The sequence below is a fragment of the Paraburkholderia sp. GAS448 genome (assembly GCF_050435685.1).
Taxonomy (GTDB): Bacteria; Pseudomonadota; Gammaproteobacteria; order Burkholderiales; family Burkholderiaceae; genus Paraburkholderia.
Map to the genome: position 1 here is coordinate 394,573 of NZ_JBNDKT010000004.1, position 11,992 is coordinate 406,564.

12 protein-coding genes and 1 pseudogene are annotated in these 11,992 nt (G+C 64.0%); 5 read left to right on the forward strand and 8 right to left on the reverse strand.

The window, feature by feature from the left end; translation table 11 throughout:
* The first annotated feature begins 117 nt into the window (after window positions 1-117).
* The 3 genes from P3T23_RS10740 (at window position 118) to P3T23_RS10750 (ending at window position 2,349) form a co-directional block, all read left to right on the forward strand.
* Window positions 118-531 carry a DUF6232 family protein gene (locus P3T23_RS10740; protein WP_429316130.1) on the forward strand — a complete coding sequence of 138 codons (414 nt, stop codon included), beginning with the start codon at window positions 118-120 and terminating at the stop codon, window positions 529-531.
* 140 nt (window positions 532-671) lie between these two features.
* A complete protein-coding gene (locus tag P3T23_RS10745; RefSeq protein ID WP_429316131.1) occupies window positions 672-1,037 on the forward strand; it encodes a hypothetical protein in 366 nt (121 codons plus the stop codon).
* 241 nt (window positions 1,038-1,278) lie between these two features.
* Window positions 1,279-2,349: a hypothetical protein gene (locus P3T23_RS10750; RefSeq protein ID WP_429316132.1), complete on the forward strand. Its 1,071-nt coding sequence runs from the start codon at window positions 1,279-1,281 to the stop codon at window positions 2,347-2,349.
* Window positions 2,350-2,420: 71 nt separating this feature from the next.
* Here P3T23_RS10750 and P3T23_RS10755 read toward each other — a convergent pair whose 3' ends face one another.
* Window positions 2,421-4,874 (reverse strand): glycogen/starch/alpha-glucan phosphorylase, encoded by a 2,454-nt coding sequence (locus P3T23_RS10755; protein ID WP_429316133.1) that lies wholly within the window; start codon window positions 4,872-4,874, stop codon window positions 2,421-2,423.
* A 311-nt stretch (window positions 4,875-5,185) separates the two neighbouring features.
* Here P3T23_RS10755 and P3T23_RS10760 point away from each other — a divergent pair, with 311 nt between their 5' ends.
* Together P3T23_RS10760 and P3T23_RS10765 are read left to right on the forward strand one after the other, a co-directional pair.
* Window positions 5,186-5,413 carry a hypothetical protein gene (locus tag P3T23_RS10760; RefSeq protein ID WP_133666437.1) on the forward strand — a complete coding sequence of 76 codons (228 nt, stop codon included), beginning with the start codon at window positions 5,186-5,188 and terminating at the stop codon, window positions 5,411-5,413.
* A gap of 335 nt (window positions 5,414-5,748) precedes the next feature.
* Window positions 5,749-7,143, forward strand: a complete 1,395-nt coding sequence (locus P3T23_RS10765) for an MFS transporter (protein WP_429316239.1) — start codon at window positions 5,749-5,751, stop codon at window positions 7,141-7,143.
* Window positions 7,144-7,169: 26 nt separating this feature from the next.
* Here P3T23_RS10765 and ltaE read toward each other — a convergent pair whose 3' ends face one another.
* The 7 genes and pseudogenes from ltaE to P3T23_RS10800 all read right to left on the reverse strand — a co-directional run bounded on the left by ltaE (window position 7,170) and on the right by P3T23_RS10800 (window position 11,988).
* On the reverse strand, window positions 7,170-8,174 hold the full coding sequence (gene ltaE / locus P3T23_RS10770; protein WP_429316134.1) for a low-specificity L-threonine aldolase: 1,005 nt from the start codon (window positions 8,172-8,174) through the stop codon (window positions 7,170-7,172).
* Window positions 8,175-8,369: 195 nt separating this feature from the next.
* Entirely contained in the window at window positions 8,370-9,155 is a 786-nt protein-coding gene (locus tag P3T23_RS10775) for a peptidoglycan DD-metalloendopeptidase family protein (protein WP_429316135.1), read from the reverse strand.
* Between the two features lie 27 nt (window positions 9,156-9,182).
* Window positions 9,183-9,356 (reverse strand): annotated as a pseudogene (locus P3T23_RS10780) (cupin); the annotation flags it as partial.
* A gap of 267 nt (window positions 9,357-9,623) precedes the next feature.
* A complete protein-coding gene (locus P3T23_RS10785; RefSeq protein WP_429316136.1) occupies window positions 9,624-10,247 on the reverse strand; it encodes an N-formylglutamate amidohydrolase in 624 nt (207 codons plus the stop codon).
* A gap of 454 nt (window positions 10,248-10,701) precedes the next feature.
* Window positions 10,702-11,187, reverse strand: coding sequence for a hypothetical protein (locus P3T23_RS10790; RefSeq protein WP_429316137.1), 486 nt, complete (start codon window positions 11,185-11,187; stop codon window positions 10,702-10,704).
* A gap of 98 nt (window positions 11,188-11,285) precedes the next feature.
* A complete protein-coding gene (locus tag P3T23_RS10795) occupies window positions 11,286-11,717 on the reverse strand; it encodes a CHAD domain-containing protein (RefSeq protein ID WP_429316138.1) in 432 nt (143 codons plus the stop codon).
* Entirely contained in the window at window positions 11,623-11,988 is a 366-nt protein-coding gene (locus P3T23_RS10800; protein ID WP_429316139.1) for a hypothetical protein, read from the reverse strand. The genes P3T23_RS10795 and P3T23_RS10800 overlap by 95 nt, the downstream gene beginning before the upstream one ends.
* Between the last annotated feature and the right edge of the window lie 4 nt (window positions 11,989-11,992).

The window sequence follows — 11,992 nt, forward strand, 5'->3', positions numbered from 1 at the left end:
TCGTCCCGGCGACGACGGTCGTTCGTTCATCACCGCGATGCTGCGTCCCCCCGCCTCTTCCTGCACGACGGGCCGTTCTGGTACCCTGCGATCTTTCCCAAGTTTGCAATCGAATCGATGGAACTCCCTTTCAACGAACGCGGCGTCTCGGTGACGCGCAACTCCCTCTCCGCGGCCGGCCAGGTCTTCGCGCTGCGCGAGATCCAGAACGTGCGCGTCGAAACCGTTCAGAAGAACCGGACCGTGCCGCTCGTCATCTCGCTCGCCGGTCTCGCCGGCGCGATCGTGGGCGGCGCCTTTGGCTCGGCCGCGGGACTCGTGTGCGGCGTGATGTTGATCGTGGTCGGCGCACTCTCATGGTTCACCCAGGACATCACGCACCGTCTGATCGTCGAAACCGCGAACGGCGATCGCGAAGCGCTGTCCAGTATCGAACGCGACTTCGTCGAGCGTGTGGAACAGATGGTGCTGCAGGCCAAAGCCGCGATGCAGACGCACGGCGTCAAGCCAGCGACGAAACCCGAAGCGTGACATCGTGGCCGCGCGTACCCAGTCGTTAACACAAAATTAACCTTCAACACGCGAGCTTTTGCACGGAGTTGAGATCCGCATCGCTACAGTGGTCACGTACCAACAGCGCGCACCGGCAAGCAACTGCCGGCGACCCAACGATGCTCCAGTCCACCGCTCCTGCTCCTGCCTCTGCCCTCGTCCCGCAAACGCCGCGCTCGCCGCGCAACGTCCGACCCGTCAACCCCTCACGCCGGACACATGAAGTCGTTTCGCTCGTCACGATCGATGTGACCGTTCCAGGCACTTCGTCCGCGGCAAGCCGGCGCGCGCTGCACGGCGCGCTCGGCGACGATCTGCGCCTCTACGTCGTCACCGTCGACCGCACGAATGAGCGCACCACCTTCCGCATCGAAGTCACGTCGCGCTCGCTCGACGACGTCATCTCCGCCCTCACCTCCTCGCTCCATCAGGCGACCATCGGACGCGCCGTTTCGACCGTGCTGCGTCGGCCTCGACAAGCCTGACCGTCTCTTTACACATATTTGCAACCTCGACTGACCGGGCACGTAGAGTGGGTGCCCCTGTCATCCCGCGTTCCGTCGAACGCGGCACCGACGGCTCCCGGTCATCGCGTCCGTATCCCGCCTGCGCTGCCACAGGCGAGCGCTACCACGGCTAGCCAGGGTCGTGGCTGCTTCGCGTACATCGTCACCGGGCGCCTCGCTGCTGCGTGCGCGCGCAACGCTTACCGCGGAGTAGGAATCCATGTTTGTGTCTTTTCTGCGCAGCCACCTCGTGGCTGTCTTCACGTTGGCATGCGTCGCCAGCCTTGCATTAGACGGCTGCTCGACGACGATTACCGCGCCCACTCCACCCGCGCCCGCGGCGACCCTGCTGAACGGCGGGAGTGACGGCGTGCTGGTTCCGTTACATGTCGAACGGACCGACGGCGGTCAATCGAGACTGGGCTTGCCCATTCAGATCGACGGCAAACCCGTCTACCTGATGCTCGATAGCGGCACGCAGGGCGTGCGCGTGCTGTCGTCGGTTTTGCCGCGCGCGGGCTATCCCGGTGCGGGTGGTAGAACCTCAATCGCGCTGGCAAATGGCGCGCAGGTTTCCGGGGCGCTCGTCACGCTGCCGGTTGGCTTTGTCGGAGGGAAACCCGTCGACGTCACGGCGCAAGCTGTGGACGACGTGCGCTGTCTGCCGTATGCAAGAGGCTGCGTCGCGATAGACGGCTACACCGGCGAGTTCGGCTGGGCATTCTCCGGCATGGCGGGCATCGGTGCGGAACTGCCCGGCGACGCTTGCTGCACGCAACCGCTACGCGCGTTGCCGGGCAACGTCGGCCAGCGCTATCTGGTGCATGCGAATCTCGCGCGTCCCTGGCTGCTGCTGAGTCCATCGAAAACCATCACCAGCGGTTTCACGATGACGCCGATGACATCGACGACGTCAGGCGGCAAGAGCACACGGCAATGGCCGGCCGGTTGCGTGCAGATCGGCGACAGGATGCGTTTCTGCGCGCCGGTGGTCTTCGCGACGGGCGGCGCGGCGATGATCCGCGTCGAGACGGACCAGGCGCCCAGCTGGACACCTGACGACAACGAAGGCAAGGTACTTGCACAGGGCAACTACAATGTGGCGCTGGGCGTCGGCTCATGGGCGCATCGCTTTGACGGCGCGCAGGTCACCATCGTGAAGGCGAAGTCCGGTCAGAACCGCATCGTGGTCGGACTGATGGCGCTGCAGAAAATCGACATCCTGTTCGATTTCGCAAACGGCCAGCTCGGCCTGCGTGCAGCACAGCCGGTCGAGGCGCTGGGCGGCTGAGCGCTCTCTGCGTGTCATTCGCATGAGCGGGGAGGCGGCGAGAGCGCTGCGGCCCGCCTCCCTGCCGCCACTCACGGCATGGTCAGCGGCTTCACGTGCCAGATATCGTGGGCATACTCGGCGATCGTGCGGTCCGATGAAAACTGGCCCATTCCCGCGACGTTTTCGATCGCACTTTCAGTCCATGCCCGCCGGTCGCGGAAGCGTTCATCGACGGCGTTTTGCGCTTGAGCAAAGGCCGCAAAATCGGCGAGCACCATGTAGTGATCGCCCCAGTCGACCAGCGTGTGGAAAATATCCGAGAACCGCAGCGGATCGTCCGGCGAAAAGAACCCCGTGCGGATCTGGTCGAGCGCTACGTGCAGTTCCGGATTTGTCTCGTAAAGGTGCCGCGGGCGGTAACCCTGGGCCCGCAGATCGTCCACCTCGTCGGCGGTGTGGCCGAAGATGAAGATGTTCTCGCGTCCCACCGCATCGCAGATTTCGATGTTCGCGCCATCCATCGTGCCGATCGTCAGCGCGCCGTTCAACGCCAGCTTCATGTTGCCAGTGCCGGACGCCTCGGTGCCCGCCATCGAGATCTGCTCGGACAGATCGGCCGCGGGAATGATCAGCTCCGCGACGCTCACGCCATAGTTCGGCACGAACACCACCTTCAGGCGATCGCCGATCAGCGGATCGCTGTTGACCTTCGCGCCGACATCGTTGATCAGCTTGATGATCGTCTTCGCCATCCGGTATGCCGACGCTGCCTTGCCGGCAAACATCACCACGCGCGGCACCCAGTCGCGCTCCGGATGAGCGCGAATCTGGTTGTAGCGGACGATCACGTGCAGCACGTTCAACAGCTGCCGCTTGTATTCGTGAATGCGTTTGACCTGCAGATCGAAGAGCGCGTCGGGGTCGAACGACACCCCCGTCGCATGCGCGAGCCGTTGCGCGAGGCGCAGCTTGTTCTGCCGCTTCGCCTCATGAAACGCGTCAACGAACGCGTCGTCCGTGCGCAATTGGCGCAGCTTCGCGAGGTCGAACAGATCGCGGCGCCAGTGCGTGCCGATCTGCGCGTCGATCAGTGACGACATCGACGGGCTCGCCTGCGCGAGCCAGCGGCGTGGCGTAATGCCATTGGTGACGTTGGTGAAGCGCTCCGGAAACATGCTCGCGAAGTCCGCGAAGATGTGACGCGTCATCAGTTGCGAATGCAACTTCGAGACGCCGTTCACCTTGTGGCTCGCGACGATGGCGAGGTGGGCCATCCGCACGCGCCGCTGACCGTACTCGTCGACGAGCGAAATGCGCCGGATCATTTCGGCATCGTGCCCCGAGTGTTCGCTGACGTGCTTCAGAAAATCCGCGTTGATCTCGAAGATGATCTCGAGGTGACGCGGCAACAGCCGCGCGAGCATTTCCACGTCCCACGTTTCGAGAGCCTCCGGCATCAACGTATGGTTCGTGTACGAGAACATCGTCTGGATGTTCTTCCACGCCTTGTCCCAGGGCACGTGATGCACGTCGACGAGCAAACGCATCAGTTCGGGAATGGCAAGCACCGGATGCGTATCGTTCAGATGCACAGCCACCTTTTCCGCGAAGCGGCCGAACGTGCTGTGCGTGCGCTGATAGCGGCGGATCAGGTCCTGCATCGTCGCCGACACGAAAAAGTATTCCTGCCGCAAACGCAGTTCGCGGCCCGCGGGCGTCGAGTCGTCCGGATACAGCAGGCGCGACACGTTCTCTGAGTGCTCTTTCGCTTCGACCGCGCGCCGGTAGTCGCCACGGTTGAATGCCGACAGGTCGAGTTCTTCGGTGGCGCGCGCGGACCACAGCCGCAGCGTATTGGTGGCGCTCGTCGCATAACCCGGGATCACCGTGTCATACGCCATCGCGTTGACGTGCTCGGTCTCGATCCATTCGATGTGGCCGTCGCGCTCCACCGTGCGTCCGCCGAAGTGCACCATGTACTTCACTTCCGGGCGCGGGAATTCCCACGGATTGCCGGCACGCAGCCAGTAGTCAGGCGTTTCGAGCTGCTCGCCATCGACGATCTGCTGCCGGAACATGCCGTACTCGTAGCGGATGCCGTAGCCGAAGCCCGGGATGCCGAGTGTCGCCATCGAGTCGAGGAAACAGGCCGCGAGCCGCCCAAGGCCGCCGTTGCCGAGCGCCGCGTCCGGTTCGAGATCGGTCAGCGCTTCCATATCGACGCCGAGATCAGCGAGCGCCTCCTTCACCTGGTCATAGATGCCCAGCGCAAGCAACGCGTTCGTAAACGTGCGGCCGATCAGGAATTCCATCGACAGGTAGTAGACGCGCTTCACGTCCTGTTCATACTGAAGACGCGTGGTATGCATCCAGCGCGCGACAAGACGGTCGCGCACGGCCAGCGCCGCGGCGTGCAGCCAGTCTTGCGGGCGCGCCGTGACGGCGTCCTTGCCGACGCCGTACATCAGACGGTTGGAGATGGAGCGCCGTAGCGCGTCGACGGTACTGTTGAGCTGGTCGAATTCCAGATCCACGGCTGTCATCGAAGCCTCCGGGTTGGGCCCTGTGGCGCGCACCGGCCGCGCGGTCGGTGGGCGGAATGGCGCGTGCCGGTCAGGCGGTTAAATATGCAGAGTAGGACATTTTGCGGCTTCACGTCATAGCGGCGGGTGATAGGGCAATCCGCCTGTCCGCCTGCTGCGATGAACCGCTGTAGTCCGTCTTCGCACGAATCCAGTGCACAGGGGACGATGCGCGGTGTCCCGTGCACTAACATGAAAAGGCGCGTGAGACGCGCCGAAGGCCGCAAACGACGCGCACGCGCTCGCTACAGCCGGGTCCATGGAGAACCACCATGAACGTTCAGACAATGCTCGGCATGTTCCATGCCCAGGAACTCCTGCTGGTCTCCCTCATCCGCTCATTGCCGCCCGACGAGCGGCGCAGGATCGCCGATGAATTCCAGGCGCAGATCGAACTTGCCGAAGCGCCGCACCTCACGACGAGTCATGACCGTGAAACGGCAGAGGCGTTCAAGGCACATCTCCGAAAACTCTCGATCCTGATGGCTTCGTTTTCCTGAAGCCGCCGCCTGCGTGGGACACTCGCGCCGCGCCGTCTGCAGGCGCTCTGGCGAGTTTGCGCCTGTTTTATGTCACCTGCCCTGGTGCTCGCGGGTGCGGCGCCGGCTTGACCGTTAGTTGCGTTCTTTAGCGGCTTCAAAAGCCTTTCAAAAACCTTCGCTCGCAGACCCTACCCTGCACGATTTCGGCGCGTCTGTAACAATCGCTGAATTCGTGACCCGGCGACCGCAAAAATACTGTCGGGCCGACGAAAAACCTCTCGCAAATATCAACGAGCCAGGCTTTGTCCGACCACACCCCTATTCCCGGCTACGCGCGCCGCGACGACGCGCCGATGTCGCCCAGCGACCGCCGCGCGATGGCAGCCATCATGCTCGCCGTCGCGCTCGCGACCCTCGACACTGCAATCGCCAACACCGCCCTGCCCGCCATCGCGGCCGACCTTCACGCAGCACCCGCCGCGTCGGTCTGGATCATCAACGCCTATCAGCTCGCGGTGGTGGCGACGCTGCTGCCGCTCGCCGCGCTCGGCGACATCATCGGCCATCGCCGTATCTACATCGGCGGGCTGGTGGTGTTTACGGTCGCGTCGCTGGCTTGCTCAGTCGTTTCGACGCTGCCGATGCTCACCGCCGCGCGCATCCTGCAGGGGCTCGGCGCGAGCGCGATCATGAGCGTCAACACGGCGCTGATCCGCTTTCTGTATCCGCCACATCGTCTCGGACGCGGTGTCGGGCTCAATGCGCTGGTGGTCGGTGTGTCGTTCGCTGTGGGGCCGACGGTGGCGTCGCTGATTCTGTCGGTGGCATCGTGGCCGTGGCTCTTCGCGATCAACGTCCCGCTCGGCGTGATCGCCCTCGCATTCGCGTTGCCCGCGCTGCCGCAGACGACACGCGGCAGCCATCAGTTCGACCCCATCGCCGCGCTCCTCAACGTGATCACATTCGCGGCGCTGATCTTCGCGCTGGGCGAAGCGGCGCAGCGGGCGCCGACGCAGGTCGTGCTGGGCGCCGCTGGCATCGCGCTGGTATTCGGCCTGCTACTGATGCGCCGTGAGGCGGGTCACCCCGCACCGATGCTGCCCGTCGATCTGTTCAGGCTGCCGGTGTTTGCGCTATCGGCGGTGACCGCCGTGTGCTCGTTCGCCGCGCAGGGGCTCGCGTTTGTGTCGCTGCCGTTTTACTTCGAGGATGTGCTGCATCGCAGCCAGGTCGAGACAGGCTTTCTGATGACGCCGTGGCCGGTGGTCGTTGCGCTCGCCGCGCCGATTGCCGGGCGGCTGTCGGACCGCTATCCGCCCGGCCTGCTCGGCGGGATTGGTCTTGCGGTACTCAGTGCGGGGATGGCATCGCTTGCGCTGTTGCCGTCGCATCCGCACGTCCTCGACATCGCCATACGGATGGCGGTGTGCGGCGCAGGCTTCGGATTTTTCCAGTCACCGAATCTGAAGGCGCTGCTGGCCAGCGCGCCGCCCGAGCGCGCGGGAGGCGCAAGCGGGATTGTGGCGACCGCGCGGCTCCTCGGACAAACCACCGGCGCGGCGCTGGTAGCGTTGAGCTTCAGCGTTGCGGGCCGCCACGGTCCGACGCTCGCGCTCAGCGCCGGCGCAGTGTTCGCAGGCGCCGCGAGCGTCGCAAGCGGATTGCGGCTTTTCGCGCCGTCGCACCGGGTGTCCGGCGCATCGATGCGGCAACCAGGTAGCCAGTCCCGCGAGCTGACGCCGAAGTAACGGGCTGCGACGTCAGCGCATTGACATCAACGGGCGAAGTAGGCTTTCACCGCCGACAGGAAAGTATCGATGTCCGCCCGCGACACGTCCATGTGCGTCACAAAACGTGACGCATAAAGCATCTGTGTGAGAATGCCCCGCTCGTTGAGCCAGGCTTCGAGCGGTGCGCAGTGTTCCTGCGGAAACTGCGCGAACACCATGTTGGTTGCCTGCGACTGCACCTTCACCTGGTCGATCTGCGCAAGACCGGCCGCGAGGTGCGCGGCGTTGGCATGATCGTCGGCGAGGCGCTCGACGTTGTGGTCCAGCGCGTAGAGACACGCCGCCGCCAGCACACCCGACTGCCGCATGCCGCCGCCGAGCACCTTGCGCCAGCGATGCGCGCTGTCGATCAACGCCTTGCTGCCGACCAGCACCGAACCCACCGGCGCGCCAAGCCCTTTGGAAAAGCAGATCGACACGGAATCGAACGGGCCGCACAGCGCCATGAGCGATTGCCCGGAAGCCACGGCGGCGTTGCAGACGCGCGCGCCATCGAGATGCGTTGCGAGCCCGCGTTGCCGCACGAGCGCGACCGCCTCTGCGACGTAGCCCGCCGGCAGCACCTTGCCGCCAATGGTGTTTTCCAGCGCGAACAGACGCGTGCGCGCGAAATGGTCGTCGATCGGCTTGATCGCGGCGGCGACCTTGTCGAGCGGCAACGTACCGTCAGCGGCATTTTCGAGCGGTTGCGGCTGGATACTGCCCAGCACCGCGGCGCCGCCACCTTCGTACTTGTAGGTATGGGCCGCCTGACCCACGATGTATTCGTCACCGCGCGCGCAATGCGCCATCAACGCGGCAAGGTTGCTCTGAGTGCCGCTCGGGAAAAAGAGGCCTGCTTCCTTGCCGGTGCGTTCAGCAACCGTAGCCTGTAGCCGCAATACGGTCGGATCGTCGCCCCAGACGTCGTCGCCCACTTCGGCGCCTGTCATGGCGGCCAGCATTGCCGGAGTGGGACGGGTGACGGTATCGCTGCGCAAATCGATCATGGGAATGTCCTGGTCGGCTGCCGGTGCGGGCACCGCCTCGAACGGCGTGCGGCATCCCGGCGGGGTAGAGCCTGCCAGTGTAGTCAATTCTGCACGGGTTGAAAACCGCACAACGGCCTCGCCCTGCGGTGCGCGCTTCCCGCTTTGTGCGAGCCGCGTGGCGGGTTCTTGCGGATCTTGCTACCCGTCAGATGGCTAGCCACCGGATCGCGGCAGCATGCCGAGCGGATCGACCGGCTTGCCGCCGCTGCGCACCTCGAACTGCAACGAACCTGTGCCGTTCGCATCGGCGCCCATCTCAGCGATAGCCTGACCCTGGGCGACCGCATCGCCTTCCTTGACGAGCAGGGCGCCGTTATGGCCGTAAGCGGTGATGAGCGTGTCGTCGTGCTTGATGATGATGAGCGGACCATAAGCCTCGATACCCGTGCCGGCGTACACCACCCGCCCGGCGGCCGCGGCCCGCACCGGGTCGCCCGCCCTGCCGCCGATCACGATTCCCTTGGTCTTGCCCGGCGTAAACGTCGACAGCAGCGGGCCGCGAACCGGCCATGTCAGCTTGACTGACGACGTCTCGGGAGTCGGCGTTCCGCCCACAGGCGGCGGAACCGCGCCGACCGGCCCGGGGACGACGGGCGCGGGGACGACAGGCACGGCGGCGACCGGCGCGGGTGCAACCGGATAGGGCGGTGCGACACGCAGGATCTGGCCCACCACCACCATCGCGTTGGGCGGCAGCCGGTTCCATCGCGCGACGTCCTCCGGGCGCTGCCCGAACGCGACCGCTATCGACTGCATCGAGTCGCCCGGATTCACGCGATAGAAGCCGGCAGGCACGCCCGACGTCGCTGCATACGGCGGGGGGGCGCTGCGATAGTCAAGGGACTCGTTCCATGGCGGCATCGCGCACGCGGCCAGAGCCATCGGTACGCCAACGCAAACCAGGACCTGCGCCCCTTTGCGCAACCAAGCTGGAATCATCGTATTCGCCCTCGCTGCTGCACTGCGTCAGACGCTACCCTCGGTTTCCGCCACCAGTATCCGCGCTTCTCCGAACGGGTGCGCCACATGTTCTGTACCCATAGACGCGTAAAACACGTCGCCAGTTTCAAGAGCCGTCGATTGTTCGACACCCGCTTCACGAAACCGCATCTCGACCCGGCCGTCGAGAACGGCGAGAAGACAGAGTCCCAGTTGTTTTTCCCGCCGTGCTCCTCGTCCAGTAACTCGAGCTCGGCTAGCAGTGTTTCCTCAAGTTCCTCCAAGCTGTTCGGAGCGACCCCCAACGCCCGTATGATACGACTGGGCCTTTGACAAAGATGGGTCCACTTGTCGCCCATGTACTTGCGGATTGCGGACCGCTCGACCACGAGAGTTCCTTGTGAAACGCGATGACTGTGAGCTGCGGGTGGCCCGGCTCGACGCATATCTTCCGCGAAAAAGACGAAGTCAGCTGCGATGCCATTTCGATTGGCGACCACAAGTTTGCCGTTGGCGCTGACGTACTCGAAGACATGGCATCATTGCGCCGGCTCGCCCGATGCTGGCGCGCGAAGTTCCACGGTTCGTCCCAGCGTTACAGTCAGAGCCTCCCGCCTGGTTGCGGTACGGCGAGAGCCAGGAACTGGCGTGAGTGACGAGCAGCAGCACATTCTCGTGAATTCGTCTCAGGCGCAGAAATTCAGACGTAACGGCGGCGTGAAACGGCCGCCAGTATTTTTCAACACGCCCCTCGACCTCAGCCTCTGACGGCTCGAGTCCTGCCTCGTAAAGCGACTCACCTCGCGACGTGTGCGTGCGGCACAACCCGGTGCGGTTAAGTCGCGGCGACAGCGGTCTGTTGTCCGTTGCAACGTTGAAGTCGATGACGCACGGGTGATAGAGAGCCGAAACGCAGGAAACGCCTTGCCGCAGGGCTTCAGCCTGCAGCGCGATTCCGGCGGGGCCTGCGAGACGCCCTTCGATGGCAACCCAGGCGGGATGGACCCGCAACTCGCCGGGAATACTGCTGCCGGTGTGCGGTGCGACGGCGAGTATTGGCGAATCTGCGTGAAAAACGTGCCCGAAAGTCATCCTCTGCGTTTGGATACCCTCAGGTTCGCATCAGCTTGCTGGTAAATTGCAGGCGCGTCGCCACCAGGCGCGACGCCGCTCGAACGTAACCAAGGTACCCGAACAATTGTTGGCCCAACACTCCGTAAGCGCGGCTCGTCCTATCGATAAGCAGGAGTTACGCAAAATACGCGATATGTGACCCCGCCGTCGCCCGCGCCACTGACATAAAAGGTACTCAACAAGCCTTAGGTGTTGCCGACGTCAGTGCGACCCGGATGCCGGAATTCCGCTGGACCATCAGAGCGGGTCGCGAATCGGTGCTGCTGGAACCACCTGATATTCCGCAGACTGGCCAGCCCGATGTCGGCATGTGGGTCAACCTTATGTTGGCGTCAACATCTCAGTTACCGTTAGCGCGGCCGCGCTGTCAGTCAGGTCGTGGCAAGCGGCAACCCGAATACGCTCGTGGCGCTCAATGCGAGGGCCCGTGACCTCCGCCGCCACCCCAGTAATGGCCACCGCCACCGCCCCAGCCGCCGTGACCGCCCCAGCCGCCTCCATGTCCGTGGCCGCCCCAATAGCCGTGGCCCCAATAGCCGTGGCCCCGGTAGCCGTGACCGCCCCAGCCGTAACAGCAGCCACCCCAATAGCCGAAGCCCAGCGACACCGACGGTCCCCACCACGCAGGCCACCCGTAGTATGGATACGCAACTGGATAATACGCAGGCTCGACGAACACTGGCGCCGCCAGTGCGCTATAGGGGTACGGCGACACAGTTGAATCGGACGCTGCGGCATCGGGCAGCGTGAATGGCCACTGCTGGGTCTCCGTCGTCGGCACGGCGCTGTATGGAACGTACGCGTACGGAACGTAGTAGTAGCAACCGGACAACGCTGTGGTAAGCGCCAGCAACACAACGGCGGCCCGAACGCGCGACGTGGCATCAAAAGGCTTCATGACGTCGCCTCCAATACAGTTATGTCTCGCGTGGTCGGACGCGTCGCCGCCGTCAGTTCGGTCCGCGGTGTGCGGGCGATTCGCGAACTGGGGCGTGTCTAAACGATATAAACAGTACCGTTTTTGGGCAATCTTCGCTCTGCATCCACGATGCTACTCGACGGGCACGGACGTCGGCTTGTCCACAGAATCTGTTTGCAAGCCTGTGGACAATTCTCGAGGAGACGGGACAAGTGGCTGAAACGATTGAATTTGTGCGGTGCGCCTCCGGCACGTGCATCTGACTGGTCGGAGGAGGCGAGCACTGGCGAAAAGAACTCCAGCAGATACCGAAGCTTCTTCCCTGCAATTCGTACTTCATGCAGTGCCCCGTAACCGGGATGTTCAGGTTGTATCGCGCGCTTCACCTTCTTCTTCAGTGCCTTTTCGGCCAGCTCAACACGCTCCTGGGCGAACTCCGTAAGCATCGGACTCGCAATGTGCGATTCCAGTTGCTGTCGGGCGCGCGTCCTCGAACGTCTGCATCTCATTGTCCGTCAATACGACAAGGGCCGCCCATCTGTGGTGCAGATTGTGTGTAAAGGAAATGAGTCCGTCCATCGCCAACTCGTTGACGATACGCTGAACGTTCTGGCGGTGCGCTCCGATATCGCGCGCGAGGCATGCGACCGGCTGAGGCCGCTCGATCGCAGCAATGGTGCCAGGAATCTGCCCGCGGGCACTCGTCAATCCCACCTCGTCGACCAGTCGGTCAACCGCCGAGCGTAGTCGATTGTTGAGCCGCAACAGGTCGAGAATCATGTCG

Bases quoted from the DNA above. Each gene is read 5' to 3' on its own strand.
- P3T23_RS10740 (WP_429316130.1), top strand. From the start codon at position 118: ATGGAACTCCCTTTCAACGAACGCGGCGTCTCGGTGACGCGCAACTCC.
- P3T23_RS10745 (WP_429316131.1), top strand. From the start codon at position 672: ATGCTCCAGTCCACCGCTCCTGCTCCTGCCTCTGCCCTCGTCCCGCAA.
- P3T23_RS10750 (WP_429316132.1), top strand. From the start codon at position 1,279: ATGTTTGTGTCTTTTCTGCGCAGCCACCTCGTGGCTGTCTTCACGTTG.
- P3T23_RS10755 (WP_429316133.1), bottom strand. From the start codon at position 4,874: ATGACAGCCGTGGATCTGGAATTCGACCAGCTCAACAGTACCGTCGAC.
- P3T23_RS10760 (WP_133666437.1), top strand. From the start codon at position 5,186: ATGAACGTTCAGACAATGCTCGGCATGTTCCATGCCCAGGAACTCCTG.
- P3T23_RS10765 (WP_429316239.1), top strand. From the start codon at position 5,749: ATGTCGCCCAGCGACCGCCGCGCGATGGCAGCCATCATGCTCGCCGTC.
- ltaE (WP_429316134.1), bottom strand. From the start codon at position 8,174: ATGATCGATTTGCGCAGCGATACCGTCACCCGTCCCACTCCGGCAATG.
- P3T23_RS10775 (WP_429316135.1), bottom strand. From the start codon at position 9,155: ATGATTCCAGCTTGGTTGCGCAAAGGGGCGCAGGTCCTGGTTTGCGTT.
- P3T23_RS10785 (WP_429316136.1), bottom strand. From the start codon at position 10,247: ATGACTTTCGGGCACGTTTTTCACGCAGATTCGCCAATACTCGCCGTC.
- P3T23_RS10790 (WP_429316137.1), bottom strand. From the start codon at position 11,187: ATGAAGCCTTTTGATGCCACGTCGCGCGTTCGGGCCGCCGTTGTGTTG.
- P3T23_RS10795 (WP_429316138.1), bottom strand. From the start codon at position 11,717: ATGAGATGCAGACGTTCGAGGACGCGCGCCCGACAGCAACTGGAATCG.
- P3T23_RS10800 (WP_429316139.1), bottom strand. From the start codon at position 11,988: ATGATTCTCGACCTGTTGCGGCTCAACAATCGACTACGCTCGGCGGTT.